Raw genomic sequence first — 26,704 nt, forward strand, 5'->3', positions numbered from 1 at the left:
CCATGTCGGCTGCTGCCAAACCCGATCTGAAGCTCGTGGGCACCTCGCCGGGGGGGTGGGAGGCGCTGCGCGCGGCCGCAGAAGCGACCGCACGGGCCGAGCCGCGTCTGGCCTCCCATCTGGATGCCGCCATCCTGTCGCGCAAGGATTTCGCCGGAGCCCTGTGCGTCCAGATCGCGCGCAAGCTGGGCGACACGGACCTTCCGGCCATGAGCGTGCGCGAGGTCTGCGAGGAAGCCGTCGCAGCCGATCCCGCGATCGTGTCTGCGGCCATGGCCGACCTCGAGGCGGTGCTCGAGCGTGATCCCGCCTCCAAGGGGCCGCTTCAACCGTTCCTCTACTTCAAGGGCTATCAGGCCTTGCAGGCGCACCGCGTCGCGCACTGGCTGTGGCGCGAGGGGCGCGAGGTGCTCGCCTTTCACTTCCAGAGCCGGGTGTCCGAGCTGTTCCAGGTGGACATCCACCCCGCTGCGCGCCTTGGCCGGGGGCTGTTCTTCGACCACGGCACGGGCATCGTCATCGGAGAGACGGCGGTGGTGGGCGATGACGTCTCCATGCTTCATGCCGTGACGCTGGGCGGAACGGGTGCCGAGCGCGGCGACCGCCATCCCAAGATCGGCAACGGCGTGCTGCTGGGAGCCGGGGCCAAGGTGCTGGGCAACATCACCGTAGGTGACGAGGCCAAGGTCGCTTCCGGCTCGGTAGTGCTCAAGCCTGTGCCTGCGCGCTGCACCGTCGCGGGCGTGCCTGCGCGGCTGGTCAACTGTCCTGCGGGCGAGGCACCGGCGCGCACCATGGATCACACCCTTGCCGAAGTGGTGTATGATTTCGTGATCTAGGACGGGCCGCGCGCCTTCCCCTTTGGATGCGAAGCCTCTAGGGTCCGGCCCCTGTCGCGGTGCGCGAACCAAGCTCGCCGCGCGCGAAAAAGCTGTCAGCCGATCCGAGGAGGCCCCCGTGAACGAGACCGATATCCGGCGCATCGAGGCGCACCTCAAGCGCACCTTCAACACCGGCGGCATCAAGCTCAAGGCCCGCCCCAAGCAGAACGACTCCGCCGAGGTCTATGTGGACGACGAGTTCATCGGCGTGGTCTACAAGGACGAGGACGACGACGGCTCCTTCACCTTCCAGATGGCGATCCTGGCCGAAGACCTTGAGGCCTGAGGCGAGCTGACGGTGCGGGCCTGAGTGCCATGCGCGCCGTCTGACAGTTCGATGCAGGATTTCACGGAAAAGGGGCGGCACCCGAGGTGCCGCCCCATTGTCCGTTCGGTTGTCCGTTCGGTTGTCCGTCCGGTATGGCCGGGAGCCGCCGGGCCGGGGCTCAGCGCCCGAACAGCCAGGCAAAAAAGCCCTTCTTCTTCTCGGCCGGCCTCGCGGCAGATGAAGGGGGCGACGACGCGCCAGCAGCGGTGGAATGCGCGGCCGAGGCGGCAGGCTGGGCCTTAGGAGGCGCCACAGGCGTGGTTGCAGGCTTGGGAGCGGCAGGCTTGGCAGCGGCAGGTTTGGGCGCAGCGGGCTTGGAAGCCGCCGTTTTCGGGGCCGCAGACTTGGGCGCGGCGGGCTTCCTGGCAGCAGCGGATTTGGGTGCAGCAGATTTGGCCGGTGCCGATGCCTTCGCAGCGGTTTTGGTTGCAGGGGCCTTGGCGGCAGCCGCCTTCGGTGCCCCAGTCTTGCTGGCAGCCGTCTTGCTGGCGGCCGTCTTGCTCGCGGCCGGTTTGGCAGCGCTCACGGGCTTTCTGGCAGCAGCGGTCTTGGGCGCAGCAGCCCCGGCCGGTGCCGACGCCTTAGCAGCGGCAGGCTTGCTGGCGGCAGTGGACTTGGCGGCAGCGGGCTTCTTGGCTGCTGCAGGTTTTTTGGCTGCGGCGGTTTTAGGCTTGGACGCGGACGCAGTGTTCGACGTAGACGGACTCTTGGCCATGATCTCCCCGACCCCTTCGGTTGGATTCCCTGAACGCAAGGCCCTCAAGCCCGGTTCCGATTCGACAGCATAACGGCGTTTCAGAAATGTCCGAGTCCGCAGTTCAAATTATTGCCCACGGGGCGCGTGCCGTCGCCGAGGCCGCCGCTGCGGCACTGGACAACGACCCGCTGGTCGAGGGCGCGACCTATTCCATCCTCGAGGAGGACGAGGACCGGGGCATCTGGCGCATCGATGCCTTTCCCACCAGCCAGGCCGAGGCGGATCTGATCGTCGAGCGTCTGAGTGCGCATGAGGCGCTGCGGGTGCGGGTCGAAAAGCTGGCCGATGCCGACTGGCTGGCCATGTCGCTGTCGGGCCTGCCGCCGGTGCGCGCCGGTCGCTTCTTCGTCTATGGACGCCACGATCAGGGCCGGGTGCCGAGCCATGTCGTGGACCTCTGCATCGATGCGGGCGCGGCTTTCGGCACCGGTCACCACGGCACCACCATCGGCTGCCTCGAGGCGTTCGACGAACTGCTGAAGCGGCACCGATTCGATCGCGTGCTGGATGTCGGCGCAGGCACCGGCGTGCTCGCCATCGCCGCCGCCCGCACGGGCAGCCGCATCGCCGTGGGCACCGACATCGATGCGCCCTCGGTGCGCATATCGAACGAGAACGCGCGCCTGAACCGTGCTCATGCCCGGTTCTTTCACGCCTCGGGCCTGACTGATCCGAATATCCGGGCGCACGCCCCCTACGATCTGGTGTTCGCCAATATCCTCGCCCCGCCGCTGGTCGCGCTCAGCCTCGACATCACCCGCGCGCTGCGGCCGGGCGGCTACGCCATACTGTCCGGGCTGCTGCGCTCACAGGAGCGCAGGATCATCGCGGCCTATCGCGACAAGGGCATGGTGCTTGAGCGGCGCATCCACCACGATGCGTGGAGCGCACTGGTCCTGCGCAAGCGTTGAGCCGGGCCGTAACAGCGACACGGTCCGCCCAGGAGTGGTGCGGCTAGAGGGACTCGAACCCCCACGGTTGCCCGGTAGGACCTAAACCTACTGCGTCTACCAATTCCGCCATAGCCGCGGCGCGAAGTCCGCCCTCTTAGCCCGCCGTGGGGGCGGCCTCAAGCGATCAGACCTTGCGATAGATCAGGCTGATGTTGTTGGCGGGCATGGCGATGCGGGCTGTCTCGATCAGGCCATGCTTCCGCGCCACGGAGGCGACCTGTTCGCGCTCGCGCAGACCCCAGCGGGGATCACGAGCCTTGAGGCTTTCATCGAAGGCGCGATTGCTTTCGGCCAGCTCCATACCGGCCTCGCGAAACGGCCCGTAGAGATAGAGCAGGCCGCCCGGCACCAGCCGCGCCGCTGCGCCCTCCAGCAGGGCCAGCGTGGCCTCCCACGGCGCGATATGGACCATGTTGATGCACACGATCGCCTCGAACTGGGCATCGGGCCAGTGCGCCGCGCAGGTCACATCCAGCGCCATGGCGGGGCGCAGGTTGGCGGGCACCGGCGGCCGGGATGCCCAGGCGCGAATGCTGTCCAGATTGTCGGGGTCGGCATCGGTGGGCTGCCACTGCCAGTGCGCCATCGCTCTGGCGAAGGCGATGGCGTGCTCGCCCGTGCCGCTGGCGATCTCCAGCACGCGCGCGCTGGCGGGCAGGTGGCTGCGCAGGACGGCCAGAATGTGCTCTCGGTTTCGGGCCGTGGCGGGCGCTGTTCTGGCCCGAGCTGTGTCCTGGGAGGTCATGGCCCGATTGTCGAGGTGCAGTCGGCGCGGCGTCAACCACCAGCGGGTCAGCCAGGTGCCAGGCCATGGGCTGTGCCTGGTTTCCCGGAGGCTCTCGGCTGGTTCCGATCACGCAAAATAACGCTACCCGGTTGAAGTTCAGCGCACGGTAATGATATAAAGACTGCCAAAATCAGTCATCGATGCACTGGCGCGACCCTCTCGTATCGAGGGGGTCAAAATTCTTTATCTGGCGCGATTAGTCTTGTGATCGACTGTTTTGCGGTTGCGACCCTGAGGTCGTGATCCGATCAACATTTGAAGGAGATATCTTGAACACGCAAAGATCCAATTCGAGCAACCGTCGTTTCCAGCGCGTCCCCATGCGTGCGCGCCTCGGCCTGGCCATGCGCCGCTCCATGTCCTACGGCGAGCTGGGGGACATCGAGCCGGTCCTGCAAGGTCAGGGACTGGCCCTCGCTCCGATTTCGACGGGCGACGCCACCTTGAGCATCAACGGCGTGACCGTTATGGCGACGGCCAAGGTCGCCGATGTCGAGAACGGCAGCGTTGCCGGACTGGTCCTGCCTGACACCGATCTCGACGAGGCCGCCAACGATGAGTTCAACGCCCTGGTCAAGGCGGCGCTGGACAAGGGTGTGCCGATCCTGGCCTTCGGAGGCGCCATCGCCGACGCCGCCCGCGTCATGGGTGCACGCGTCGAGAGCGTCGCGGATATGCCTGCGGCGGTGATCGGCGGCGAGGACATCACACCGGTCAGGACACGCGAACAGCTCGCCCTCGTGGCGTCCACGCTCGGGCAGGCCGCATAAACCCGAGGCGGGGCGATCCCCGGTCGGGCGAGCGGGGCAAGGGCCCGGTGCAGTGATGCGCCGGGCCTTTTGCATGGGCCGGATGGCGCTTCAGTCGAGCGTGTCGCCCCTCGCCAGCGGGTCGGGCAGGGGATCGCCATCGGCTACGAACCGAAGCGACACCGAGTTGATGCAGAAGCGCAGCCTGGTGGGGGCCGGGCCATCGGGAAAGACGTGTCCCTGATGGCTGTCACAGCGCGCGCAGCGGGTCTCGATGCGGACCATGCCGTGACTGTCATCGCGCACGCTGCGGATGTGGCCGGGATCGAAGGGGGCGTAGAAGCTGGGCCAGCCTGTCCCGCTCTCGAACTTGGTCGCAGCCTCGAACAGGGGCAGGCCGCACATCCGGCAAAGGTAATGTCCGCCCCGCGTCTCGCCCAGCAGCCCGCCGCAGAAGGGTGCCTCGGTGCCGTGGTTGAGCAGCACGCGCCGCTCCTCGGCATCGAGCGAGGCAATGAGGCGGGCGCGCTCGGTCTCGTCAGGCGGTGTCAGATCGAAGCCGGAGGACGAGAGCGCCCGCTGCGTCATGCTCAGCCTGCACCCAGAATGCCGGCCACGAAGGCCCGCACGGCCTCGTCATCAGCCATGTTGCCGTTGAAGCGCAGCCCTTCGGCGGGGGTGTAGGGCTGGTTGCTGCGGCGGCTGCGATCCAGCCATGCCTTGTGACCATAGCTGAGGCGCGCGGCATTGGAGGGCAGGGTCAGCACGGTGGGCTCGATATAGATGCTGTCCGCACCCGTGACGCCGCCCGCGTGGCGGGTGTTGGGCATACGCAGCAGGGCGTCCACGAAGTCGAGGCAGCCCTGGGTGCAGGCCCCGTCGGTCAGAACGATCACCTGTCCGCTCACCGCGTTGGGCTCACCCGAATCGGGCAGCGCGGGCGGGCCGGCGCGGGTGAAGCTCTGCTGCCCCGCAGCCGCGGCCTCGTCGAAAGCGGCCACGATGGCGCGGGTTTCTTCGATGGTGGCGGCATTCATCTGAACGAAGGCGGGGTCGGCCTCCATGCGCGCGAGGGCATCTGCGAACCACTGGCGGTTGGCCGCGCTCACGCGATAGCCGATGTTGGCGCTGCCCGGCTGGCGCGAGACGAAATAGTCCGGCCCCCAGATGCGGTTCGCGAGGCGATAGCCGAATGCGGTCGAGTTGACATCGCCCGCCGACACGCCGCGCAGGTCAATGACGATATGAGAGCCCGCGCGGATGGCCTCGCTCATGGACTCGATCTGGGCATAGAAAGCATCCCATGCGCCATCGGCCTCGAGGGTGTGGACCCGGATCCAGTGACCACCGTTCCAGGGCTCCACCGCAAGGGTGGTGGAGGGAGGCGCGAACACCGATGCGCGATAGGCGGCTTCGCGCTCCTGGGCGCTGGCGGGCACGGCGGTGATGGGGAAGGCGCGGCGGCGGTTGCCGACCTGCCAGTTGCACTGGGCGGGCAGGCTGCCGGCCATGGGGTTGGCACGGTCCCACAGAAGATAGGGCGCGGTCGCGTAGCGGTCGGCCTCAAGCTGGAGGTTGCCCTCATAGCGGTCGAGGCGGCGGTTGGCGATCTCGGCCGCAGGCGTGCCGTCGCAGTCGATCAGGCGCGCGCCCAGCGGAGGCACGTTGCGCACACCTTGGGCCACATAGGACACCACATAGCCGCCATTCTCCCAGCGGGTCGCGAACGAGGGCCAGGCCACGCCGAACCAGGGCTCGCTCTCCTCCCAGCTCGGGCCGGCCTGAATGTTGGCGTCGCGGAAGCCCCCGGCATAGCCGCGCAGTATGTAGCCAAAGGCGTTGGGCGAGTTGACCCGGCCCAGATTCTCGCGCGCCTCGGCCAGACCGGCATCCAGCCAGCTGCGGAAGGTGCTGCTGTCCTGATCGATGACCGCAGCGGGGTGGTTGTCGCGCAGGGCCGCGTGGATGGCCGTCAGATCCTGCTCGGCCTGGCCGCGCCAGTCCTGGGCCACGGTGGCGGTGGCGGTGAGGGCGGTGGAGAGCGCAAGCGCGGTGGCAAGGCGGAGGCTCATGTGGCAGCTCCCTGAAAATCGTGGGTGTGTCGCAAGAGGCAGACTTTGCGAGGGTTCGCGGATTGCGAAGGTGCCTCATCTTAAAGCCCATGCACCCCCGGTTTGCCAAGCCCAATGCGCGCCGCTAGATCATGCGGCTCACGCACGAGCCGGGCCGGAGCCAGCATGTTCTCCAAGATACTGATCGCCAACCGAGGCGAGATCGCCGTCCGCATCATCAAGACCTGTCGGCGCATGGGCATCCAGACTGTGCAGGTCTATTCCGAGGCCGACGCGGGCTCGCTGGCGGTCGAGATGGCCGACGAGGCGGTCCTGATCGGACCTGCTCCTGCTGCCCAGTCCTATCTGCTTGCGGACAGGATCATCGAGGCCGTGCGACAGACCGGTGCCGAGGCCGTGCATCCCGGCTTTGGCTTCCTGTCCGAGAATGCCGGCTTTGCCCGGCGGCTGCGTGACGAGAAGATCGCCTTCATCGGCCCCAACCCCGAGGCCATCGAGGCCATGGGCGACAAGATCACCTCCAAGAAGTTCGCGGCCGAGGCGGGCGTCAGCACCGTGCCGGGCCACATGGGCCTGATCGACAGTCCCGAGCAGGCCGTCGAGATCGCGCGCACCATCGGCTATCCGGTGATGATCAAGGCATCGGCCGGTGGCGGCGGCAAGGGCATTCGCGTGGCCCACTCCGATGCCGACATGGCCGAGGGCTTTGCTGCGGTGAAGGCCGAGGCGAAGTCCGCCTTCGGTGACGACCGGGTGTTCCTGGAGAAGTTCATCGAGAACCCGCGCCACATCGAGATTCAGGTGCTGGGCGACAAGCACGGCAACATCATCCACCTGTTCGAGCGCGAGTGCTCGATCCAGCGGCGCAACCAGAAGGTCATCGAGGAGGCGCCATCGCCCCTGCTCGACGAAAAGACCCGCGAGGCCATGGGCGCGCAGGCCGTGGCGCTGGCCAGGGCCGTGAACTACGACTCGGCGGGCACGGTCGAGTTCGTGGCCGGGCAGGACCGCTCGTTCTATTTCCTCGAGATGAACACCCGCCTGCAGGTGGAGCATCCCGTCACCGAGCTGATCACGGGCGTCGATCTGGTGGAACAGATGATCCGCTCGGCCTGGGGCGAGGCTCTGTCGCTCAAACAGGCGGACCTGAAGATCAACGGCTGGGCCATCGAGAGCCGCATCTATGCCGAGGATCCCTATCGCGGCTTTCTGCCCTCGATCGGGCGACTGGTACGCTATGAGAAGCCCGAGGAGGGCGATCACGGCGGCTATCTGGTTCGCAACGACTCGGGCGTTCGCGAGGGCGACGAGATCAGCATGTTCTACGACCCCATGATCGCCAAGCTGTGCACATGGGCGCCGACGCGCGAAGGTGCCATTGACGCCATGGGGCGGGCGCTGGAGGACACCCATCTCGAGGGCGTGGGCCACAATGTGCCGTTCCTGGCCGCAGTCATGGACGAGCCTGTTTTCCGCTCCGGCAAGCTGTCCACCCGCTATATTGCCGACATCTATCCCGACGGCTTCGGACACCAGAGCGCCACGGACTTTCAGGTGCGCGCCAGCGCCATGGCGGCGCTCTGGATGCATGGTGTCCTGAGCGAGCAGTCCGGCGGTCCGCAGACACGCGACGAGTGGACGGTGCGGCTCGACCGCCAGGTGATCGCGGCCCGGATCGAGGAGGTCGGCGACGTCTTTAGGGTCGTGCTGGACGGGCGCGAGGCCAGGCTGAGCGAGATCGACTGGTCGCCCGGTCGGCCGCTGTTTCGAGCAGAGCTGGACGGGGTTGCGTTCACCGCAGAGGTGCGGCGCGCTGCTGACGGGTTCGATGTGCGCCACCGTGCGGCCAAGGCGCGCGTGCGGGTCATGCGCCCGGCCATCTCCGCCCTCTATGACCGCCTGCCCGAAAAGGTCGCCCCCGATACCTCGAAGCTGATCGCCTCGCCCATGCCGGGGCTCATAGTCTCGGTCAGCGTAGCGCCCGGCCAGGAGGTGAAATCGGGCGAGACGGTTCTCGTCATAGAAGCGATGAAAATGCAGAATATCATCCGCGCCGAGCGCGACGGGCGGGTCAAGGCCGTGCACGTCGAAGCCGGTGCCAGCGTTCCCGCCGACGAAGTGCTGGTCGAGTTCGAGTAAGTCGGGATTGCCCCCCTTCACGTCCGGGGCGACGCGTTCAGTGAGGCCAGCCGCGTGAGTCATCCCCAGTCCGACAGCACCCGCAACGAAGGCGAAGGCCTTGCGGCCGATGACCGCTTGAGCGCGGGCACGAACGCGGCTGTGCCCGGCGTGGTGGGCTGGTCCGAGCTTTTGCTGTCCTCGACCGGGCGCACGGGGCGGCTGCGATTCTGGCTGGGGCTCGGAGTGCTGATGGCGGGATTTCTCGCCCTGGAGGCGCTGGCGCTTTACGGATACCTGCCCGGTGCCATCGCCTTTATCGGTTATCTCGCGCTCGGCTACATGGGGCTGTGCCTTCTGGCCAAACGCCTGCACGATCGCGGGCGCTCGGGCTGGTGGGCGGGCCTGGTGCTGCTGGCCTTCGTCATGGTGTGGCCCTGGCCGGCGATGATCTGGGACTTTGCGGGCTTCATCGTTCTGGGCTGGGCGATCGTCGAGCTGCTCATGCTGGGAGGCGAGGACGGGCACAACCGCTTTGGCCCGCCGACGCCCTGAGCGTTAGGGACCGGGCTGAACCCTATGATCGCCAACGCGTTGATTTCCTGAAAGTGCAGTCAGGAGTGCCGCGGTGTTTGCAGTTGTGCAGTTTCTTTTCGGTCTCGACGGGCGGCTCCGTCGCAAGCATTTCATCAGCTACTGGCTTGTCTTGCTGGCTTTTGCCCTGACCATGGCGCTGCTCTGGCGGCTGGTGCTGACGTGGGAGGCCAGCGCAGCTTTCTCCGATCTGGCGCGCGCCGTGGCGATCATGAGCGGGGCGCTGGTGCTGGCGGGTGTCGCCGCCGGGCTTGCCCTCAACGTGCGCCGTCTGCACGACATGAACCAGAGCGGCTGGTGGGCAGCACTGAGCATCATTCCTGGCCTGAACATCATCGTGCTGCTGATGCTGGCCAGCGTGCCCGGCACGAACGGCCCCAACCGCTATGGCCTCGATCCGCGCATGGTGCACGAGGCCTATGTCGCGCCGGAGCTGTCTTCAGTCTGATACCCCAGATCGCGTTATGGTGTCGCAAGTCTCCCTTGCCCCTGAGAGTTGACTTGGGGGCTGTGATCGAGCTTTTCTCACTGAGTCAGTGGGGGAGCAACGACAAATGCAAAATCGGCATCTTCTTGGTTTGCTGTTCAGCTTTAAGGGCAGGGCCCGCCGCTCCGAATGGTGGGCCATCTCCGGTGTCGCCGGTGTGCTCTCCGCCATTCTGGCGCTTGTCCTGCGCGGGTTCATGAATGGGTGGCAGGCTGGATGGTTTACTACAGAGCCGACAGCGACGGGCCAGTTGGTGATCTACCTGCTCTCGATACCTTTCATCTGGTGGATGGTGGCAGTGGCGGTTCGCAGGGCGCATGATCTTGGTGGTTCGGGGTGGCTGGTCTTTGCGACGCAAGGGCTCTTCGTGCTGCTGCTAATTTATGAGCTTGCGAATTGGAGCCAGATAGTTGCCGACCCTGATTTTCCCTACGGCCTTGAAGGCATGGCGGTGTGGCTGGCCAATGTGGTGATACTGGGCGCTGCCTTGTGGATGCTCATTACTCAGGCCTTCCTGCCGGGACAGCGCAAAGCAAACCGGTTCGGCCCCTCGGAAACGACGGCGGAATATAGCTATCAAGCACCGCCAGCCGATTGATCAGCCCAGTTAATCGAGTCGGCGACAGACACCGGCCCGAACACCTGCTCGAAGCTGGATTTAAGCGCCGCATCGGCATCGTCCATCCCGACGGGCAGGCCCAGATCGACCAGGCTGGTCACGCCATGCTCGCGGATGCCGCACGGCACGATACCCGCAAAGTGCGACAGGTCCGGCTCGACGTTCAGGCTGATGCCGTGGAAGCTGACCCAGCGGCGCACCTTGACCCCGATGGCGGCGATCTTGTCCTCGCGCTGCACGCGGCTGCCGGCCTCGGTCAGAAGGGAGCGCGCGACCCACACCCCCACACGGCCGTCTCGCACCTCGCCCTCGATGTTGAAGTGGGCTAGCGCGCCGATGATCCATTGCTCCAGCCCGCGCACGAACTGGCGCACGTCGCGTCCGCGCCGGTCGAGATCCAGCATGACATAGGCCACCCTCTGGCCCGGCCCGTGATAGGTGAACTGCCCGCCGCGACCGGTGCGATGCACGGGCAGGTCATGGCTGAGCAGGTCGTCGTCGCGCGCGCTGACCCCAGCGGTGTAGAGGGCGGGATGCTCCAGCAGCCAGACCCGCTCGCGCGCGTCTCCGGCACGGATGGCGGCCACGCGCGCTTCCATCTCGGCGACGGCCTCGGGATAGGAGACGGGCGCAGGCGAAATCACCCACTCCACAGCCAGGCCATCGGCGCGCTTCAGGCGCGAAAGCGGGCAATCGGCTTCGGTATTTAACGGCTCGGCAAGCATGACGCGCCAATGTGAGGCTTCAGGCCGGTCCCGCCAAGGGGTGGGCGTCACAGTATAACGCGTCGAGGCAGTCGTGCCCTTGAGTCAGGTCGAAGCGATCAACGTCGAGATTTCCGTGGTGCTCGGCCGCTCGGTGGTGCCCATGCAGCAGCTGCTGCGTATGGGGCGCGGCGCCGTGATCGCCCTGGACGCATCCGAGAGCGATGAGGTCTGGATTCTGGCCAACAACCACCCCGTGGCGCGCGGCGAAATCAGCATCAACGAAGATCGCATCGCCATCACCGTCACGCGCAAGGCCGACGTCTACGATTACATGGCCAGCGGTCTGTGATACGCCTTGCATTCGGCGTTCAGGCTCGCTATGCCCCGCCGTCCATCACGTGCGGTCGTGGCGGAATTGGTAGACGCGCAGCGTTGAGGTCGCTGTTCCCTAACCGGAGTGGAAGTTCGAGTCTTCTCGACCGCACCATTGTTCAATCTGAGGATCACGGATCGGCAAAGCCGTAAGCGTCACCCGCGAGCGCAGGAGCAGGCACCTTGACCAGCCTTGATGTCCAGAGCGCCGCCGTGGTGGATGACCGTGACGATCACCTCGATGATGACTATGCGCTGAACCCCGCCTTCGTCGAGAAGGTGGTGGATGCGGCCGACCGCGGCGATGGCCTGCATCTGCGAGAGCTGCTGGAAGACCTGCACCCGGCCGACGTGGCCGATCTGATGGGCTTTCTGACCTCCGAGCACCGCGCCATGGTGGTGCTGTGGCTGCCGCCGGACGTATTGGCCGAGACCCTGCCGGAGCTCGATGACGGCATCCGCGAGGAAGTGCTGGAGCGCGTGCCGGCCGGGCGTCTGGCCGAGGCGCTTCAGGAGCTGGATTCCGATGACGCCGCTGCAGTGGTCGAAGACCTCGAGGACGATCAGCGCCGCATCGTGCTCGACGCCATGCCCGAGCAGGAACGCGCCGCGATCGAAAGCTCGCTTTCCTATGGCGAGGAGACTGCCGGGCGCCTGATGCAGCGCGAGGTCATGGCCGCGCCGCAGTTCTGGAATGTCGGCGACACCATCGATCACCTGCGCCAGCAGGGCGAAGACCTGCCCGAGCTCTTCTTCGACATCTATGTGATCGACCCCGGCTATCGCCCCGTAGGCGCGGTGCCGGTCAGCCGCCTGTTGCGCTCGCGCCGCGATGTGGCCCTGACCGACATCATGGAGGCCGTGACCGAGATCGACGTGGACCTCGATCAGGAGGAGGTCGCCTACGCCTTCGAGAAATATCACCTGATCTCGGCACCGGTTGTGGACCCCGGCGGGCGGCTGGTCGGACAGATCACCGTCGATGACATCGTGAACATCATCCAGGAGGAGAACCGCGAGGACATCCTGGCGCTGGCCGGTGTGTCCGATCAGGGGCGCGATGCCAATGTGCTTAGCGTGGTTCGCTCGCGAGCGCCGTGGCTGCTGGTGAACCTGTTCACCGCCCTGCTGGCGGCTTCCGTCATCTCGCTGTTCGAGGACCAGATCGCCACCCTTGTCGCCTTGGCGGTGCTGATGCCAATCGTGGCCAGCATGGGCGGCAATGCGGGCACCCAGGCTCTGGCTGTGGCCGTACGCTCTCTGGCCATGCGCGAGCTGAACCGCAACAACGCCACCCGTATCGTGATGCGCGAGGTCATGGTTGGCATTCTGAACGGCACGGGCTTTGCGGTGCTGCTGGGGATTGTGGTGGGTTTCTGGTTTGGCGTGCCCATGCTTGCGGTGGTGATCGGCATGGCCATGATCGTCAATCTGACCCTGGCCGCGCTGGCGGGCGTGCTGGTGCCGCTGACGCTGGACCGGTTCGGGCGTGACCCCGCTGTGGCCTCGCCCGTGTTCGTGACCACGGTGACGGACGTGTTCGGCTTCTTCACATTTCTGGGTCTGGCGACGCTTATCCTGCTCTGAGGCAGGGCTTACGGTCGTTGTGTGCTGGCCCGCCCCTTGCTCGTCCTTCATGCGGGCGAGTATGCCCGTCTCATTATGGGTCAAGCGGCACGCAGGGCCTCTGCCTGCCACAATTGCCGGAGTGGTCGCAACAGCATGGCCGGTCGCAAGATGATCGCCAGAGAGGGGCTGGAGCTCATCAAGAGCTTCGAGGGGCTGAGGCTTCGCCCCGCACGCCTGCCTGACGGGCGGCTGACCATCGGCTATGGGCACACGCGCTCGACCCGGGAGGGGATCGAGGTCACGGCGCGCGAGGCCGAGCTTCTGCTGATCTACGACCTGATGCCGGTGATCGCCGAGGTCGAATCCCTCCTGACGCGCGAGGTAAGCGAGCTTCAGTTCGCCGCCCTGGTCAGTTTTGCCCACAACATCGGCCTTGAGGCCTTTGCCGGTTCCGAGGTGTTGCGCCTCGTCAACGAAGGTGCGCACGAGCGGGCGGCCAGTGCTCTTGATGCCTGGCGCTCGGGCGAGGTCGCCGGGCATCCGGCCACCCTGGCAGTGCTGGTCCGCAGGCGGGCCGCAGAGAAGGCGCTTTATCTGTCAGGCGTGTCCGCCGGTGCGACGGCCCTGCCGACAGCGCTGATGACGCCGCGCGAGGATGCCGAGGCTTCCGCTGCCGTGCCCGACGCCGTTGTGCACACCCACGCGCCGCTGGATGGGGCCGAGGCGCGGGTTCTGGCCGAGGTTCCTGCTCCGCCTGCGCCGTTCAGCCCGGCTCAGGCGGAAGCCGTGGCGGCACTGCTGGGCGAGTCTCCCTTGCCGCAGGCAGCCCAATCAACAGTTGATTACGGGGACGCGTCTGTAGAAGATATTGCGCCCGATCAATCGGATGAGTCTGCGATCTCACCCGTTTTTTCGGACGAGGCCGGGGGCCGGTCTGAGTGCAAGGACACCGAGCCTGACCCCGAGGTGGCTCCCGAGCCCGTCACTCCTGCTAGCGATAACAGTGCCCCTGGCGGGCATGCGGCACCCGACGACCACAGAGCGCGCACCCAACTGAGCGCCGCCGTCAGCATGAGGCTCTATTCGCCCTATGCCGGTGGCATGATCGGAGCCCTGCCGATCAAGCCCGCCGCTGCGGCTGATGCGGGCACGGCTGCGCCACAGCCGCCTGCCGTGCCCGCCGGGGAGGCTCTGGCAAGTGCAGACACGCTTGAGGGGCTTCAGGCCGAGGCCTTGCAGGGCACATCTGATGAAGGCGATCCGGGCGAGAATGTTGTCGTGGCCTTCACGCCCCAGGCTGATCCGCAGTTCGAGAATTTCCCGACGCGCTACGATCAGGCTGATGGCCCCGCTGCTGATGCGCTTTCCCGGCCCGACGCCCCGGTTGAGGATGAGCCCCAGACGATTTCCGGGCCTGTCTTGCCGCCGGACGCGCCCGCGCCCTCTCACACAGCGCTTCAGGCACCGGCCGGGGCGGACGAGGCTGCGCCTGTGCTGGTGCTGACCCCGCCGCCGGATGTCGAGCCTGCGCGTGCTGACCGACTGGCGGGACGCCCGCCCCACATGGACGCGCCCGACGCAGATCATCCGATCCTGTTCGAGGACAGTGACGATGCCCTCTCGCTGCGCCCCGTGCTGCGCCACGAGGAGTCCGAGCAGAGGCGCAGCCTGTTCGACCTGAGCGAGGCGGGTGCCTTCGTGAGCATGGGGGCGGTCGGTCTGGTGGCCTTTGCCGCAGCCATGGGCGGCTTCCAGCTTGCGGCATCCAGCGAGAGCAACCGGGCCATCAACGAGACGGCCATCGTCGCCTGGCTGCTGGCAGGCATTGGCGCGGTCTGTGTGGGCGTGTCGGCCTACAACCTGTTCAAGCGCTGGGGCCAGAAGGCCAATGATGCGTCCGCCGGGCCTTCCGAAGAGGGCCATTCCTGAAGGGGTTCTGCTGACGCACCCCCTTTGCGCGGCGCGGGCGGAATGCTACCCCGCTGGCCATGAGCAACCACGCCCCCAACATGGACTTCGGCCTCGGCGAGAATGCTGACGCCATTCGCGAAACCACGGCCCGCTGGGCCGCCGACCGGCTGGCACCGCTGGCCGCCGAGATCGACGAGACCAATACCTTCCGCCGCGAGCTCTGGCCGGAGATGGGCGAGCTTGGCCTGCACGGCATCACTGTCGAGGAGGAGTACGGCGGGCTCGGACTCGGCTACCTCGAGCACGTCATCGCCATGGAGGAGGTCAGCCGGGCGTCCGCGTCCATCGGCCTTTCCTACGGTGCTCACTCGAACCTCTGCGTGAACCAGATTCGCCGCTGGGGCACCGAGGCCCAGAAGCAGGCCTATCTGCCAAGGCTGATCAGCGGCGAGCACGTCGGTTCTCTGGCCATGTCCGAAGCGGGCTCGGGATCGGATGTCATGTCCATGCGCACGCGGGCAGACAGGAAGGGCGACCGCTACGTGCTGAACGGCACGAAGTTCTGGATCACCAATGCGCCCCATGCCGACACCCTGGTGGTCTATGCGCGCACCGGCGAGGGCAGCGGCGGTGTCACCGCCTTCCTGATCGAGAAGGGCATGAAGGGTTTCTCGGTCTCGAAGAAGCTCGACAAGATGGGGATGCGCGGCTCTGACACTGCCGAGCTGGTGTTCGAGGACTGCGAGGTGCCCGAGGAGAACATCCTGGGCGGAGAGGGGAGGGGGGCTGCCGTGCTCATGAGCGGCCTCGACTATGAGCGCGCCGTTCTGGCCGCCGGTCCCATCGGCATCATGCAGGCGGCCATGGATGTGGTGCTGCCCTATGTGCGAGAGCGCCGCCAGTTCGGAAAGGCCATCGGCTCGTTCCAGCTGATGCAGGGCAAGATTGCCGACATGTATGTCGCGCTCAACTCGGCGCGGGCCTATGTCTATGCCGTGGCGCGAGCCTGCGATGCCGGCCAGACCACGCGCTTCGATGCCGCCGGTGCCATTCTGATGGCGTCCGAGAACGCGGTGAAGGTCACGCTTGAGGCGGTCCAGGCGCTTGGCGGCGCGGGCTACACCAAGGAGTGGCCGGTCGAGCGGCTGGTGCGCGATGCCAAGCTCTATGACATCGGTGCGGGCACCAACGAGATCCGCCGCTTCCTGATCGGGCGCGAGCTGCTCGGAGCGTGATCCGTCCGCTGACGCTGGCGGACCTGCCTGCGGCCCTGGCGTTGCAGGCCGGGAACTATCCGCCAGCGCTTCACGATGGCCCTGAGGCTTTTGCCAGCCGCATCCGCGTGGCGCCGCAGTGGTGTTGGGCGGTGGAGCGCGAGGGCGAGCTTCTCGCCTATCTGCTCAGTCATCCCTGGATGCGCCTAAGCCCGCCCGCGCCCGACACGGTGCTGGAGAGGGCGCAGGGCGATTGCTGGTACATTCATGATCTCAGCGTCGCGCCTGAGGCGCGCGGCCTCGGACTGGCGCGCCAGCTGATCGAACATGGGGCGGCGGCCCAGACCCTGAAGCGCTCGGAGCTGATCGCGGTGGAGGGTGCACGTGATTTCTGGCTGCGCCATGGCTGGAGCGATGCGCGCGCGCTGCCGCCCGCCCTGCACGACAAGGTCATGGCCTATGGCGCTTCCGCCGCCTATATGGTGCGCGACCTGGCCTGAAAGGGAACTCTTGCACCGCTGCGCGATTGCCAGATGACAAGGAGTTCAGTCATGCCGGCAAAATCAGCCGCCCAGCAGAAAGCCGCCGGAGCCGCCCTCAGCGCCAAGCGCGGCGACACGCCAAAATCGAAGCTCAAGGGCGCGTCGCGCGAAATGGCCGAGTCCATGAGCGAGCGCCAGCTGCGCGAGTTGGCCTCGACCTCGCGCAAGGACAAGCCGCAGCGCGTCGGCGCGTCCAAAGACTGACATTACGCCGCTTTCAGTAGCGCGCGTCCGCGTCAGCATCTATCTGCATCAGGACGCTCACCTCCTGCACGGACCGGTCATCCATGACTGACGCCGCGGCCACCATCGGCCCGACACGGACATTCTCCGAGATCCTCGTCGAGCTTGGCGAGAGCGACAAGCCGGGCCTGTCCATCGGCGAGATGATGGAGGCGTTCGGCGAGCGTGGTTTTGGCGCGGCCATGCTGGTGGTGGCGCTCATCAACAGCTTTCCGTGGCCGCCGGGCGGGACCACCATTCTGGGCATACCGCTGCTGGTGCTGTGCATCGGGCTGACGGCGGGGCGCAAGAGCGTCTGGCTGCCGAAATGGCTCAACCGTGTCTCGGTCAATCGCGCGGCCTATCGCGGTTTCGTCCAGCGCTTCGCCAAGCCCCTGCGCTATGTAGAGCGCATCACGCGGCCACGGCTGACGTTTCTGGTCAGCGGCATCGCCGAGCGCATCATAGGAGCGGTCTGCGTGCTGCTGTGCATCGTGATGATCCTGCCCATTCCGTTCGGCAACATGCCACCGGCCATAGCCATCACCCTTTATGCGCTCGCCCTGATGCAGAGAGACGGCATCGCCCTGTTCGCGGCGCTGCTGGCCAATGTCTATGCGGTGGTGATACTCATACTTTTCTGGGGCGTGGTGTGGGCAGTGCTGTCGCTCATGCTGGGCTGGTTCGGGCTGGCCGGTGGATAGGCACGCTCACACCCGATGGGATGCAGACACCTATCGGCGTTTCGCTGCCCAGCGCGATCGCGCCGCTCTTGACCTGATGGTGCGCCTGCCTGCCGAGCTCGACCCGCGGGTGATCTGGGATCTGGGCTGCGGAACGGGCGAGCACGCCGCCCTGCTGGCGCGTCGTCATCCCGGTGCCGAGGTGCACGGGCTCGATGCCAGCCCTGCCATGCTTGAAGCCGCCCGCGCGCACGAAGGAGTAAGCTTTCACCTGGGCGACATCAGCGCCTTTGAACCGGGCGCGCCCGTGGACCTGATCTTTGCCAATGCCTCGCTGCAGTGGCTGCCGGATCACGAGACGCTGTTCGCCTCGCTGTGCGGTCACCTTGCCGAGCGCGGCGTGCTGGCCGTGCAGATGCCGATGGCCCACCAGACGCTACACCACCGCCTGATGCGAGAGGTGGCCGGGCAGGGGCCGTGGGCAGGGCTGCTTGCGTCAGTGCCGGTGATCGCGCCGCTGCTTCGTCCCGAGCGCTACTACGAGATACTCTCGCGCACCTGCTCCGAAGTGGAGGTGTGGAGCACCACCTATCTGCACGCTCTGGAAGGCGATGACGCGGTGCTCGGCTGGATGCAGGGTACGGCGCTCAGGCCGTATCTGACGGCGCTTTGCGACGCGCCCATGCGCGAGGCCTATCTTTCGGCGCTGCTTGAGCGGCTGGCGGAGGCATTTCCCCGCCGCCCGGATGGTCGGACCCTGCTGCCGTTTCCGAGACTGTTCCTGATCGCTCGGCGTTGAGGTCTTCGGGCGTGGCGGCCGGATCATCCGGGCTGGCCCTCAGGTCGAAGATGGAGCCTTTGAGGTTGGACAGGGCGGCGCGTGCGGCCTCGGCACCTGCCTGAACGGCCTGGTCCCAGGCCTTCCAGTTGCGAATCTCCACACCTGTGAGGCGCGGCAGGATCAGCAGGTCGGTGGCCCGGCGCGAGGCGATCAGGTCAGCAGCCGTCGGCACCGTCGCCGAGCGCATCAGGATCGAGACGATGGGCGGGCCGCGCATCCAATCGCCGGACCACAGCCACTTCAGCCATGAGGGCGGCGGTTGCAGCGCCTCGGGCTCGACGCCGCGCGCGCGCGACACATCCACACCGATGATCGGACCCAGGTGCCATGCGCGCATGATGTCGGCGGGAAAGTTCTTGAGCACCGCCCCGTCGACCAGCACCGCGTCCCCGTCGATCACGGGCGGCAGGACACCGGGCAGGGAGATGGAGGCGCGCAGGGCGTCGCGCAGCCGCCCGCGCCTGTGGGTGCGAAAGCGGATCGAAGTCAGGTTCGAGGACACGATGGCCAGCGGCACAGGCACATCGGCCAGATCGATCTCGCCGAAATGATCGACCAGAAGACGCTCGACCTTGTGGCCTCGCGTCATGGCCACATAGGGAAAGGCGATGTCCGACAGCGGATTGGACTGGACGAAGGCCTCGTGGATGCGCGCTTCCATCTGCTCCTGCGACCACTCCAGCGCGATGCACGATCCGACCACGGCACCCATCGATACGGCAGCGATGAAATCGAAGGGCACGCCCGCATCGCGCAGCGCTCTCACCGCGCCGATGTGGGCATAGGCGCGTGCGCCTCCGCCCGAAAGAACCAGTCCGATGGAGCGGCCCGTGATGACCCGCGCGATGCGCGCCTCGTCTGCCTCGTGCCCGGTGCGAACATGAAACCAGCGTGCGGGCTCCAGGGCATCGAGCCAGCGGACGCTGCCCTGAGGCGGCCACTGGCGCCCGTCCCAGGTCAGGATCAGGTCGAGACGGCGGTGCTCACGCAAGGCGGGCGTGTTCAGGCTTTCGTGGCTGCGCGCCGCTTCCTTGCCGCTGACCACGGCGAACAGGCGATCGACCTGGCGCGAGCACAGCCCCGCCCAGACGGGCTCGTCGCTCTCGGCGACATAGAGAACAAAATCGTGGCTCTCTTCCTGGCGCGAGAGCCAGGTGACGGCCGAATCAAGAGCTGTGGCATCGAGGATCTGCACCGTCCGCCCGGTCGCCTCGATCTGGCGGGCAATGCGATCGACCATGGGGCGGATCGGCGCATCGCGCATGGACACGAAGCCGAACACGCTGGGATTGGCCACCCCGCCGGTCTTCTCGCGCGCCCTCGCAATCATCAGGCGCGACAGCTCGACCATGATTTCCGGTTCGCTGCGCGCGGCGCGCAGGAAAGCCTCGCGGGGCAGGGCCAGCACCTCGGTATCGCGCAGCGCCACCACGGTCGCGGTGTGCGCCGTGCCCGCCAGCAGCGCCATTTCACCCGCAGGCTCTCCGGGCCGCACGATGCCGATGAAGGCTTCCTCGTCGGATTCGTCGTCACGTCGAAACACGCCGAGGCGCCCCGAGCGCACCAGATAGAGCGTGTCCGCCTCGTCTCCGGCCGAGAACAGCGTCTCTCCCCCGGACAGGGCGAACCAGCTCGCCTGGGAGTGACGATCCCCGGAGAACACGCGGTTCAAAGCCTTTTCCAGAGCGTGATCGACGGGCCGTGCCATGGCCCGATGCTGGCGCGGAATCGCAGCGCCCGCAATGGCGCACGCAAGGTGCTCGCGCCATGACCGCTCAGCCAGCATCTTTCGCGCACGCCAGCGGCGGTCTATTGCAGCGGTATGCCAGTTCTGACCTCAAGCCTCGATACCAGCAGCGAGCGTGCCCGCGCCCTCGCAACCCACAACCGATCCCTCCGGGACGAGCTGCGCGCCCACGTCGCGCGCATTGCGCTCGGCGGCTCCGAGAAGGCGCGCGAGCGCCATGTCAGCCGCGGCAAGCTGCTGCCGCGCGATCGGGTGGAGCGGCTGCTCGATCCGGGCTCGCCCTTCCTTGAAATCGGGCAACTGGCCGCGTTCGGAATGTATGACGACGAGGCCCCGGCAGCAGGAATGATCTGCGGCATCGGTCGCGTTTCGGGGCGCGAGGTGATGATCGTCGCCAACGATCCTACCGTGAAGGGCGGCGCCTATTTCCCGCTGACGGTCAAGAAGCACCTTCGCGCCCAGGAGATCGCCGAACAGAACCGGCTGCCGTGCGTATATCTGGTCGATTCGGGCGGTGCGAACCTGCCTCACCAGGCCGAGGTGTTCCCTGACCGCGATCACTTCGGGCGCATCTTCTTCAATCAGGCCCGCATGTCGGCCAGATCCATTCCCCAGATCGCCTGCGTGATGGGAAGCTGCACGGCGGGCGGGGCCTATGTGCCGGCCATGTCCGACGAGACCGTGATCGTGCGCAATCAGGGCACCATCTTTCTGGCTGGTCCGCCTCTGGTGAAGGCGGCCACCGGCGAGGTCATCTCGGCCGAGGAACTGGGCGGGGCCGAGACCCACGGGCGGCGCTCTGGCGTGGTCGACCACGTGGCCGAGAACGACGAGCACGCCCTTCGCATCGTGCGCGACATCGTGGCCAACCTGAACGGCGTCAAGCGCGTGGACATGGACCTGGCCGAGCCGGAGCCGCCCGCTTTAGATCCCGAAGACCTCTATTCCATCATCCCCGATGACGTGCGCGCGCCCTATGACGTGCGCGAGGTGATCGCCCGCGTGGTCGATGGCTCGCGCTTCGATGAGTTCAAGGCGCTCTATGGCACTACGCTGGTGTGCGGCTTTGCGCGCATCTGGGGCTATCCGGTCGCCATTCTGGCCAACAATGGCGTGCTGTTCTCCGAGAGTGCCCAGAAGGGTGCCCACTTCATCGAGCTGGCGTGCAAGCGCAAGATTCCGCTGGTGTTCCTGCAGAACATCTCGGGCTTCATGGTGGGCGGCAAGTACGAGGCGGGCGGCATTGCCAAGGACGGGGCCAAGCTGGTCACCGCCGTGGCCAGCGCCGAGGTGCCAAAGTTCACCATCCTGATCGGCGGCAGCTTCGGTGCGGGCAATTATGGCATGTGCGGGCGCGCTTATTCCCCGCGCTTCCTGTTCACCTGGCCCAACAGCCGCATCTCGGTGATGGGCGGCGAGCAGGCCGCCAGCGTCCTGGCCACGGTGCACCGCGACGCCGACACCTGGACCGATGAGCAGGCCGAGGCCTTCAAGGCCCCGATCCGCCAGAAATACGAGGACGAGGGCAATCCCTACTACGCCACGGCGCGTCTGTGGGACGACGGCGTGATCGATCCGGCCCAGACCCGCGACGTTCTGGGTCTGGCCATATCGGCCTCGCTGAATGCCCCGATCCCCGAGACCACATTCGGCGTGTTCAGGATGTAGGGCCGCGACATGAAGATCGCTCTGGCAAGTCTGATGATGATGGCGCTGCAGTCGGTGCAGATGGCCGTCGATGATCCCGTTCTGCCCGACGGTGCGCTAGCCTACATGGGTTCGGCGGGGCCGACACGGGTGTATGTGGATGCCTCGAGCTGGGAGCGTTCGAACCTGCCCGGCATGGTGCGCGGCACCGCCGTGATCGTATCGCCGGATGGACCTGCACCCGTGATGGTGATGCTGATGTGGGTTGATTGCGGGCGCGGTGTCTTTCAGCTCTCGAGCGGGCGAGCCTATGACGACACGGGCACGCAGGTCACCACGACCGCCTATCAGGCCGATGCGCCCATCGGTCAGCGCGGCCCTATCAAGCATCTGGCCGACGCCGTGTGCGTTACACCCTTTGCCTTCGACTCGCCCGAGGTCGAGGACTGGCGCTTGGCCCTGGCCGAGACGCGCGCCGCTGCATCGGGAACTGCACAGGGAACCGAGCCATGACCGATCGCAAGCCGACGCAAGCCGACCTCAATGCCCTCGACATCACCGATGCCGAGGCCGTCGAGATGAACCGCATCGCCCATCCGCTGCTGGCCAATGCCGCTCCTGATGCCGATCCCTCGCTGGTCAGCCTCGATTCCACGCCGGGCGGCATCGTCTTTGTCACCATCAACCGGCCCGAGAAGAAGAACGCCTTCGATGCCGCCACCATCGCGGCCCTGCGCGAGACCTTCGAGACCCTGCACGGCGCCGACCATGTGCGCGTGGTGTTCCTGCGCGGGGCGGGGGGCACATTCAGTGCGGGCGCTGATCTGGAGTGGATGGGCGAGGCGGTGGAATGGAGCGAGAGCGACAATCGCGAGGATGCCCTCGGGCTGGCGCGCATGCTCAAGGCCCTGCACGACATTCCGGCCCTGACCGTGGCTCTGGTCGAGGGTGCAGCCATGGGCGGAGGCGCAGGGCTGGTCGCGGCCTGCGACATGGCCGTGGCGCTGAAAGGCACGAAGTTCGCCTTCTCCGAGGTCAAGCTGGGCCTGATCCCCGCAACCATCGCCCCCTATGTGATCGAGGCCGTGGGCCCGCGCCGGGCCCGCGCGCTGTTCTGCACGGCCAATCTGTTCGATGCCGACTATGCTGCCCATGTCGGCCTGGTGGATGCCGTCGTGCCCGACGGCGAGGCGATGCAGGGCTTCGCCGATCAGCTCTCGCGCTCGCTCATTGCCTGCGCGCCGGGGGCCATGGGCGATGCCAAGCGGCTGGTTCACGCCGTGGCGGGCAAGGACATCGACTCTGGCCTCATGGACGACACCGCCCGGCGCATCGCGCGCGCGCGCGTCAGCGAAGAGGGACAGGAGGGCGTGCGGGCTTTCCTCGAAAAGCGTAAGCCTCGCTGGATGACCTGAGGCGGGGAGGGGCATGAGCAACGAGCTGGAGAGCGCCGCAGCCGGTTCCGCCGGTGGATGGCTGCGCTGGAGGCGCAGGCACGCGGACATTCCACCGGGCACCCCGTGCGCGAACTGCGAAACGCCGCTGGTGGGAACCTACTGCCACGCCTGCGGACAGCTGGCCGAGGACTTTCACCGCTCCATGTGGCGGCTGACGCGCGAGGCGCTCGAAAGCTTCTTTCATCTGGACGGGCGCCTCGCACGCACCGTGCCCCGGCTGATCCTGCGGCCCGGTGATCTCACGCGCGATTATATCGAGGGCAGGCGCGCCTTTCAGGTGCCGCCCCTGCGGATGTTCCTGGTGGTGCTGCTGGCCACCTTCCTGCTGGGTCAGTGCACGATCGGGCGACAGATACAGCAGTGGGGCATCGGCGATCCTGTCACCGGCAGCAGTAGTGCGGCGGACGTCAACGAAGCCATCGCGCGCATCGAGGCGGACGAGAGCCTGACCGACACGGAGCGCGAACTTGCCATTGCGGCGGTCCAGCGAAACTGGCCCGCCGTGGCGCGGGCCGTGGAGCAGGCGCGCGAGGCGGAACTTGCGGAAACGGGTCAGACGCTGGAGGAAAATCTGGCCGGGCAGAGCGTCTTCGAGCGCTGGACCGGCGAGGGTGTGCGCGCCGCTCAGGCTGAGCCGCGTCGCTTTGCCCTGCTGCTCGGGATGTGGGCCCAGCGGGTTGCCATTCTCGCCCTGCCGCTCTCGGCCCTGATCATGAGTGCGCTGTTCTTCTGGCGGCGCGACATTTTCGTTTTCGATCACCTGATCTTTTCCATGCACTCGCTGACGTTCCAGCTGATGCTGCTCACAGCGGTGCTGCCCCTGGCGCTGTGGGTCACGCCGCTGGCTTGGAACCTCATGTGGCTGTCGCCCGTGCACCTGTTCTTTCACATGCGCGGAGCCTATCGCAGCGGTGCCTTGGCCACGCTTGCACGGATGGCCGCGCTGTTCCTGGCCACGGTGATCGGCTCGGGCTTGATCATGATGCTGTGGCTGATGCTGGCCTTCAACGAGATGATCGGCTGAGGCTGGAAAGCCGTACGCTAAGCCCCCTCAGGCGCACGGTCAGGGGAGGAGAGGCGTGCGAAGTCGCAAAGATGGGGCTTTCGTCCGGGCGCTCGCTCTGAAATAGGGTCTTGCCATGTTCAAATCCGTTCTTGTTGCAAACCGGGGCGAGATCGCCTGCCGCGTCTTCCGCACCGCTCGCGCGATGGGGATTCGCACCCTTGCCGTCTATTCCGAGGCCGATGCCGCCGCCCTGCATGTGCGTATGGCCGATGAGGCGACCCTGATCGGACCGGCGCCCGCACGTGAAAGCTATCTGGATCAGGACAGGGTGCTCGCCGCCGCCCGCGCCATGGGGGCCGAGGCCATCCACCCCGGATATGGCTTTCTGTCCGAGAACGCCGAGTTTGCCGAGGCCGTCGCCAAAGCCGGTCTGGTCTGGATCGGCCCTGCGCCCGCCTCGATCCGTGCCATGGGCCTGAAGGATGCGGCCAAGGATCTGATGGACAAGGCGGGCGTGCCGGTCACGCCGGGCTATCTGGGTGCGGACCAGTCCGACGAGCGCCTGATCAGCGAGGCCGGGCGCATCGGCTATCCGGTGCTGGTCAAGGCAGTGGCCGGTGGCGGCGGCAAGGGCATGAAGCGTGTCGATGCGCCTGCGGACTTTGCTGCTGCGCTCGCATCGGCCCGGCGCGAAGCAGGTGCGGCCTTTGGCGACGAGCGCGTGCTGCTCGAGACCTACATCACCCGCCCGCGCCACATCGAGGTGCAGGTGTTCGGCGATGCCCACGGCAACATCGTTCATCTTTACGAGCGCGACTGCTCGCTCCAGCGCCGCCACCAGAAGGTCATAGAAGAAGCGCCTGCGCCGGGCATGGACGCGGCCACCCGCAAGGCTGTCACGGACGCCGCCGTGCGCGCCGCGCGCGCCGTGGACTATGTGGGCGCGGGCACCGTGGAGTTCATTGCCGATGCCTCTGAAGGGCTGCGGGCAGACCGCATCTGGTTCATGGAAATGAACACCCGCCTTCAGGTCGAGCATCCCGTGACAGAGGCGGTCACCGGCGTCGATCTGGTCGAGTGGCAGTTCAGGGTCGCGGCGGGCGAGCCGATCCCGATGGCTCAGGACGACATTCCCCTTAGCGGTCACGCCATGGAGGCGCGCCTCTATGCAGAAGACCCGGCGCGCAACTTCCTGCCCAGCATCGGGCGGCTTCACCACTTCCAGCTACCTGATGAGATGCAGGGTGTGCGCGTCGACACCGGCTTTGCCGAGCATAGCGAGGTCAGCCAGTTCTACGATCCCATGCTGGCCAAGATCATCGTGCACCGGAACGATCGTGGGCAGGCAGCCGAAGCGCTGGCGCAGGCCTGTGCAGAGGTCGAGGTCGCGCCGGTCAGGACCAATGCGGGCTTTCTGGTGCGCTGTCTGCGTCACCCGCGCTTTGTGGCGGGTGATGTGGACACCGCCTTCATCGGTGCCGAGGCCGAAGCTCTCGCCTCGCCGGGCCTGTCACCTGATGCCGCCGCCGCAGCGGTCTGGGCGCTGGGCGCCCCCGGCTTCGAGCGCACCGACGAGTGGGCTTCTCCCTGGGAGGGCACGACCGGCGTGGCAGGTCTGCGTCTCAACCAGCCGGGCGTGAGGACGCGCCGAATTTATGTGGCGGATCAGGCAGTGGACGCGTCGCTTGAGGGCGATGACGACTTGGACTTCTCCTTCGTCAGCACCGGGGATGGGCTGGTGATCTTCGAGGCGGGCGAGGCGTGGCCGGTATCGCTGTTCCCGCCGACGGGCGCCAGCGGTGCGGCCAGCTCGGATGGCAGCCTGCGTGCGCCCATGCCCGGCAAGGTGGTCGCCACGCCGGCGGCGGCAGGCGATCACGTCGTGGCCGGACAGCCCGTCGTGGTGGTCGAGGCCATGAAGATGGAGCACGCGCTCAGCGCACCTTTCGATGGTATGGTGGCTGAAATCAGCGTAGGCGTGGGCGATCAGGTGGGCGAGGGCACTGTCCTGGCCGTCGTCTCGAAGGATCAAAGCGAATGAACCGCGTGAGCAAAGCCCTTCTTCCTCTGGCCGCGGCGTGTGCGGCCCTGACCCTGGCGGGCGGGGCTGCTGCCCAGGCCTATCAGCCGTCCAGCCCCGAGGCTGCCCGTCCCGAAAACCTGGCCGACATGCAGTGCATGGCCGTCTATGGCTATCTGGCAGGACGGGGCGACGAGAACGTTGCCGCCGGGGCGCTGGGGATGTTCTACTTCCTTGGTCGGCTTGAGGGCCGTGCGCCCGCTGTGGACTGGATGCGCGAGCTTTACCTCCTGACCGACACCCTGACTGATGAGGCCCTGGCCCCGCACTTCCAGCGCTGCGGCCAGGTTCTGATCGATCGTGGCGAGGCCATGCAGGCAGCGGCGGCACTCTATAGCGAGAACTGAACGGCTCAGCGCGC

The 26,704-nt window shown here is 66.7% G+C and carries 27 protein-coding genes, 2 tRNA genes and 1 pseudogene; 24 read left to right on the forward strand and 6 right to left on the reverse strand.

Going from position 1 to position 26,704, the window contains the following annotated elements:
- Window positions 1-2 precede the first annotated feature (2 nt).
- From cysE to ACK4E3_RS00185, 4 genes are all read left to right on the forward strand, one after another.
- Window positions 3-839: a serine O-acetyltransferase gene (cysE, locus tag ACK4E3_RS00170; RefSeq protein WP_409694661.1), complete on the forward strand. Its 837-nt coding sequence runs from the start codon at window positions 3-5 to the stop codon at window positions 837-839.
- Between the two features lie 118 nt (window positions 840-957).
- The gene (locus ACK4E3_RS00175; RefSeq protein WP_409694663.1) at window positions 958-1,167 is read left to right on the forward strand and encodes a DUF3126 family protein; all 210 of its coding nucleotides are present in this window, start codon (window positions 958-960) and stop codon (window positions 1,165-1,167) included.
- A 356-nt stretch (window positions 1,168-1,523) separates the two neighbouring features.
- Window positions 1,524-1,997 carry a hypothetical protein gene (locus ACK4E3_RS00180; RefSeq protein WP_409694665.1) on the forward strand — a complete coding sequence of 158 codons (474 nt, stop codon included), beginning with the start codon at window positions 1,524-1,526 and terminating at the stop codon, window positions 1,995-1,997.
- A gap of 13 nt (window positions 1,998-2,010) precedes the next feature.
- On the forward strand, window positions 2,011-2,877 hold the full coding sequence (locus ACK4E3_RS00185) for a 50S ribosomal protein L11 methyltransferase (RefSeq protein WP_409694667.1): 867 nt from the start codon (window positions 2,011-2,013) through the stop codon (window positions 2,875-2,877).
- Window positions 2,878-2,912: 35 nt separating this feature from the next.
- Here ACK4E3_RS00185 and ACK4E3_RS00190 read toward each other — a convergent pair.
- A tRNA-Leu gene (locus tag ACK4E3_RS00190) sits at window positions 2,913-2,995 on the reverse strand.
- 48 nt (window positions 2,996-3,043) lie between these two features.
- Complete coding sequence (locus tag ACK4E3_RS00195; protein ID WP_409694669.1) at window positions 3,044-3,664, reverse strand: DUF938 domain-containing protein; 621 nt, start codon at window positions 3,662-3,664, stop codon at window positions 3,044-3,046.
- Between the two features lie 311 nt (window positions 3,665-3,975).
- Between ACK4E3_RS00195 and ACK4E3_RS00200 the strand changes: the two genes are divergently transcribed.
- Window positions 3,976-4,476 carry a hypothetical protein gene (locus ACK4E3_RS00200; RefSeq protein WP_409694671.1) on the forward strand — a complete coding sequence of 167 codons (501 nt, stop codon included), beginning with the start codon at window positions 3,976-3,978 and terminating at the stop codon, window positions 4,474-4,476.
- 90 nt (window positions 4,477-4,566) lie between these two features.
- On the opposite strand, the gene msrB is transcribed toward ACK4E3_RS00200, so the two are convergent.
- Window positions 4,567-5,043 (reverse strand): peptide-methionine (R)-S-oxide reductase MsrB, encoded by a 477-nt coding sequence (gene msrB, locus ACK4E3_RS00205; protein ID WP_409694673.1) that lies wholly within the window; start codon window positions 5,041-5,043, stop codon window positions 4,567-4,569.
- A 2-nt stretch (window positions 5,044-5,045) separates the two neighbouring features.
- Window positions 5,046-6,527, reverse strand: a complete 1,482-nt coding sequence (locus tag ACK4E3_RS00210) for a hypothetical protein (RefSeq protein WP_409694675.1) — start codon at window positions 6,525-6,527, stop codon at window positions 5,046-5,048.
- Between the two features lie 165 nt (window positions 6,528-6,692).
- Between ACK4E3_RS00210 and ACK4E3_RS00215 the strand changes: the two genes are divergently transcribed.
- The 4 genes from ACK4E3_RS00215 to ACK4E3_RS00230 all read left to right on the forward strand — a co-directional run bounded on the left by ACK4E3_RS00215 (window position 6,693) and on the right by ACK4E3_RS00230 (window position 10,324).
- A complete protein-coding gene (locus ACK4E3_RS00215; protein ID WP_409694677.1) occupies window positions 6,693-8,666 on the forward strand; it encodes an acetyl-CoA carboxylase biotin carboxylase subunit in 1,974 nt (657 codons plus the stop codon).
- 54 nt (window positions 8,667-8,720) lie between these two features.
- Entirely contained in the window at window positions 8,721-9,200 is a 480-nt protein-coding gene (locus ACK4E3_RS00220; protein ID WP_409694679.1) for a DUF805 domain-containing protein, read from the forward strand.
- Between the two features lie 73 nt (window positions 9,201-9,273).
- Window positions 9,274-9,687 carry a DUF805 domain-containing protein gene (locus tag ACK4E3_RS00225; protein ID WP_409694681.1) on the forward strand — a complete coding sequence of 138 codons (414 nt, stop codon included), beginning with the start codon at window positions 9,274-9,276 and terminating at the stop codon, window positions 9,685-9,687.
- Window positions 9,688-9,793: 106 nt separating this feature from the next.
- Window positions 9,794-10,324 carry a DUF805 domain-containing protein gene (locus tag ACK4E3_RS00230; protein ID WP_409694683.1) on the forward strand — a complete coding sequence of 177 codons (531 nt, stop codon included), beginning with the start codon at window positions 9,794-9,796 and terminating at the stop codon, window positions 10,322-10,324.
- On the opposite strand, the gene lipB is transcribed toward ACK4E3_RS00230, so the two are convergent.
- On the reverse strand, window positions 10,303-11,070 hold the full coding sequence (gene lipB / locus ACK4E3_RS00235) for a lipoyl(octanoyl) transferase LipB (RefSeq protein WP_409694685.1): 768 nt from the start codon (window positions 11,068-11,070) through the stop codon (window positions 10,303-10,305). The genes ACK4E3_RS00230 and lipB overlap by 22 nt on opposite strands.
- Before the next feature lie 79 nt (window positions 11,071-11,149).
- Between lipB and ACK4E3_RS00240 the strand changes: the two genes are divergently transcribed.
- From ACK4E3_RS00240 to ACK4E3_RS00280, 9 genes and pseudogenes are all read left to right on the forward strand, one after another.
- Window positions 11,150-11,401, forward strand: coding sequence for a FliM/FliN family flagellar motor switch protein (locus ACK4E3_RS00240; RefSeq protein ID WP_409694687.1), 252 nt, complete (start codon window positions 11,150-11,152; stop codon window positions 11,399-11,401).
- Between the two features lie 51 nt (window positions 11,402-11,452).
- A tRNA-Leu gene (locus tag ACK4E3_RS00245) sits at window positions 11,453-11,539 on the forward strand.
- 68 nt (window positions 11,540-11,607) lie between these two features.
- Entirely contained in the window at window positions 11,608-13,011 is a 1,404-nt protein-coding gene (gene mgtE, locus ACK4E3_RS00250) for a magnesium transporter (protein WP_409694689.1), read from the forward strand.
- Window positions 13,012-13,146: 135 nt separating this feature from the next.
- On the forward strand, window positions 13,147-14,922 hold the full coding sequence (locus ACK4E3_RS00255; RefSeq protein ID WP_409694691.1) for a lysozyme: 1,776 nt from the start codon (window positions 13,147-13,149) through the stop codon (window positions 14,920-14,922).
- 59 nt (window positions 14,923-14,981) lie between these two features.
- Complete coding sequence (locus ACK4E3_RS00260) at window positions 14,982-16,139, forward strand: isovaleryl-CoA dehydrogenase (protein ID WP_409694693.1); 1,158 nt, start codon at window positions 14,982-14,984, stop codon at window positions 16,137-16,139.
- The gene (locus tag ACK4E3_RS00265) at window positions 16,136-16,618 is read left to right on the forward strand and encodes a GNAT family N-acetyltransferase (RefSeq protein WP_409694695.1); all 483 of its coding nucleotides are present in this window, start codon (window positions 16,136-16,138) and stop codon (window positions 16,616-16,618) included. Before ACK4E3_RS00260 ends, ACK4E3_RS00265 begins: the two co-directional genes overlap by 4 nt.
- A gap of 51 nt (window positions 16,619-16,669) precedes the next feature.
- Entirely contained in the window at window positions 16,670-16,864 is a 195-nt protein-coding gene (locus ACK4E3_RS00270; protein WP_409694697.1) for a DUF3008 family protein, read from the forward strand.
- A gap of 83 nt (window positions 16,865-16,947) precedes the next feature.
- The gene (locus tag ACK4E3_RS00275; RefSeq protein WP_409694699.1) at window positions 16,948-17,586 is read left to right on the forward strand and encodes an exopolysaccharide biosynthesis protein; all 639 of its coding nucleotides are present in this window, start codon (window positions 16,948-16,950) and stop codon (window positions 17,584-17,586) included.
- Window positions 17,579-18,013 (forward strand): annotated as a pseudogene (locus ACK4E3_RS00280) (methyltransferase domain-containing protein); the annotation flags it as partial. The gene ACK4E3_RS00275 and the pseudogene ACK4E3_RS00280, both read left to right, overlap by 8 nt.
- A gap of 199 nt (window positions 18,014-18,212) precedes the next feature.
- On the opposite strand, the gene ACK4E3_RS00285 reads toward ACK4E3_RS00280, so the two are convergent.
- Window positions 18,213-20,114, reverse strand: a complete 1,902-nt coding sequence (locus ACK4E3_RS00285; protein WP_409694701.1) for a patatin-like phospholipase family protein — start codon at window positions 20,112-20,114, stop codon at window positions 18,213-18,215.
- A gap of 114 nt (window positions 20,115-20,228) precedes the next feature.
- Here ACK4E3_RS00285 and ACK4E3_RS00290 point away from each other — a divergent pair, with 114 nt between their 5' ends.
- The 6 genes from ACK4E3_RS00290 (at window position 20,229) to ACK4E3_RS00315 (ending at window position 26,690) form a co-directional block, all read left to right on the forward strand.
- Entirely contained in the window at window positions 20,229-21,821 is a 1,593-nt protein-coding gene (locus ACK4E3_RS00290; protein ID WP_409694703.1) for a carboxyl transferase domain-containing protein, read from the forward strand.
- A 9-nt stretch (window positions 21,822-21,830) separates the two neighbouring features.
- The gene (locus tag ACK4E3_RS00295) at window positions 21,831-22,313 is read left to right on the forward strand and encodes a hypothetical protein (protein WP_409694705.1); all 483 of its coding nucleotides are present in this window, start codon (window positions 21,831-21,833) and stop codon (window positions 22,311-22,313) included.
- A complete protein-coding gene (locus ACK4E3_RS00300) occupies window positions 22,310-23,215 on the forward strand; it encodes an enoyl-CoA hydratase-related protein (protein WP_409694707.1) in 906 nt (301 codons plus the stop codon). Before ACK4E3_RS00295 ends, ACK4E3_RS00300 begins: the two co-directional genes overlap by 4 nt.
- A 13-nt stretch (window positions 23,216-23,228) precedes the next feature.
- The gene (locus ACK4E3_RS00305) at window positions 23,229-24,281 is read left to right on the forward strand and encodes a DUF3667 domain-containing protein (RefSeq protein ID WP_409694709.1); all 1,053 of its coding nucleotides are present in this window, start codon (window positions 23,229-23,231) and stop codon (window positions 24,279-24,281) included.
- Window positions 24,282-24,396: 115 nt separating this feature from the next.
- The gene (locus ACK4E3_RS00310; RefSeq protein WP_409694711.1) at window positions 24,397-26,304 is read left to right on the forward strand and encodes an acetyl/propionyl/methylcrotonyl-CoA carboxylase subunit alpha; all 1,908 of its coding nucleotides are present in this window, start codon (window positions 24,397-24,399) and stop codon (window positions 26,302-26,304) included.
- Window positions 26,301-26,690, forward strand: a complete 390-nt coding sequence (locus ACK4E3_RS00315) for a hypothetical protein (RefSeq protein ID WP_409694713.1) — start codon at window positions 26,301-26,303, stop codon at window positions 26,688-26,690. Before ACK4E3_RS00310 ends, ACK4E3_RS00315 begins: the two co-directional genes overlap by 4 nt.
- Window positions 26,691-26,704 lie beyond the last annotated feature (14 nt).

The organism is Brevundimonas sp. (assembly GCF_046299595.1).
GTDB lineage: Bacteria > Pseudomonadota > Alphaproteobacteria > Caulobacterales > Caulobacteraceae > Brevundimonas.

Coding starts and splice junctions, on each gene's coding strand:
- cysE (WP_409694661.1), top strand. CDS start 3: ATGTCGGCTGCTGCCAAACCCGATCTGAAGCTCGTGGGCACCTCGCCG.
- ACK4E3_RS00185 (WP_409694667.1), top strand. CDS start 2,011: ATGTCCGAGTCCGCAGTTCAAATTATTGCCCACGGGGCGCGTGCCGTC.
- ACK4E3_RS00195 (WP_409694669.1), bottom strand. CDS start 3,664: ATGACCTCCCAGGACACAGCTCGGGCCAGAACAGCGCCCGCCACGGCC.
- msrB (WP_409694673.1), bottom strand. CDS start 5,043: ATGACGCAGCGGGCGCTCTCGTCCTCCGGCTTCGATCTGACACCGCCT.
- ACK4E3_RS00210 (WP_409694675.1), bottom strand. CDS start 6,527: ATGAGCCTCCGCCTTGCCACCGCGCTTGCGCTCTCCACCGCCCTCACC.
- ACK4E3_RS00215 (WP_409694677.1), top strand. CDS start 6,693: ATGTTCTCCAAGATACTGATCGCCAACCGAGGCGAGATCGCCGTCCGC.
- ACK4E3_RS00230 (WP_409694683.1), top strand. CDS start 9,794: ATGCAAAATCGGCATCTTCTTGGTTTGCTGTTCAGCTTTAAGGGCAGG.
- lipB (WP_409694685.1), bottom strand. CDS start 11,070: ATGCTTGCCGAGCCGTTAAATACCGAAGCCGATTGCCCGCTTTCGCGC.
- ACK4E3_RS00255 (WP_409694691.1), top strand. CDS start 13,147: ATGGCCGGTCGCAAGATGATCGCCAGAGAGGGGCTGGAGCTCATCAAG.
- ACK4E3_RS00260 (WP_409694693.1), top strand. CDS start 14,982: ATGAGCAACCACGCCCCCAACATGGACTTCGGCCTCGGCGAGAATGCT.
- ACK4E3_RS00270 (WP_409694697.1), top strand. CDS start 16,670: ATGCCGGCAAAATCAGCCGCCCAGCAGAAAGCCGCCGGAGCCGCCCTC.
- ACK4E3_RS00275 (WP_409694699.1), top strand. CDS start 16,948: ATGACTGACGCCGCGGCCACCATCGGCCCGACACGGACATTCTCCGAG.
- ACK4E3_RS00285 (WP_409694701.1), bottom strand. CDS start 20,114: ATGGCACGGCCCGTCGATCACGCTCTGGAAAAGGCTTTGAACCGCGTG.
- ACK4E3_RS00290 (WP_409694703.1), top strand. CDS start 20,229: ATGCCAGTTCTGACCTCAAGCCTCGATACCAGCAGCGAGCGTGCCCGC.
- ACK4E3_RS00295 (WP_409694705.1), top strand. CDS start 21,831: ATGAAGATCGCTCTGGCAAGTCTGATGATGATGGCGCTGCAGTCGGTG.
- ACK4E3_RS00300 (WP_409694707.1), top strand. CDS start 22,310: ATGACCGATCGCAAGCCGACGCAAGCCGACCTCAATGCCCTCGACATC.
- ACK4E3_RS00305 (WP_409694709.1), top strand. CDS start 23,229: ATGAGCAACGAGCTGGAGAGCGCCGCAGCCGGTTCCGCCGGTGGATGG.
- ACK4E3_RS00310 (WP_409694711.1), top strand. CDS start 24,397: ATGTTCAAATCCGTTCTTGTTGCAAACCGGGGCGAGATCGCCTGCCGC.
- ACK4E3_RS00315 (WP_409694713.1), top strand. CDS start 26,301: ATGAACCGCGTGAGCAAAGCCCTTCTTCCTCTGGCCGCGGCGTGTGCG.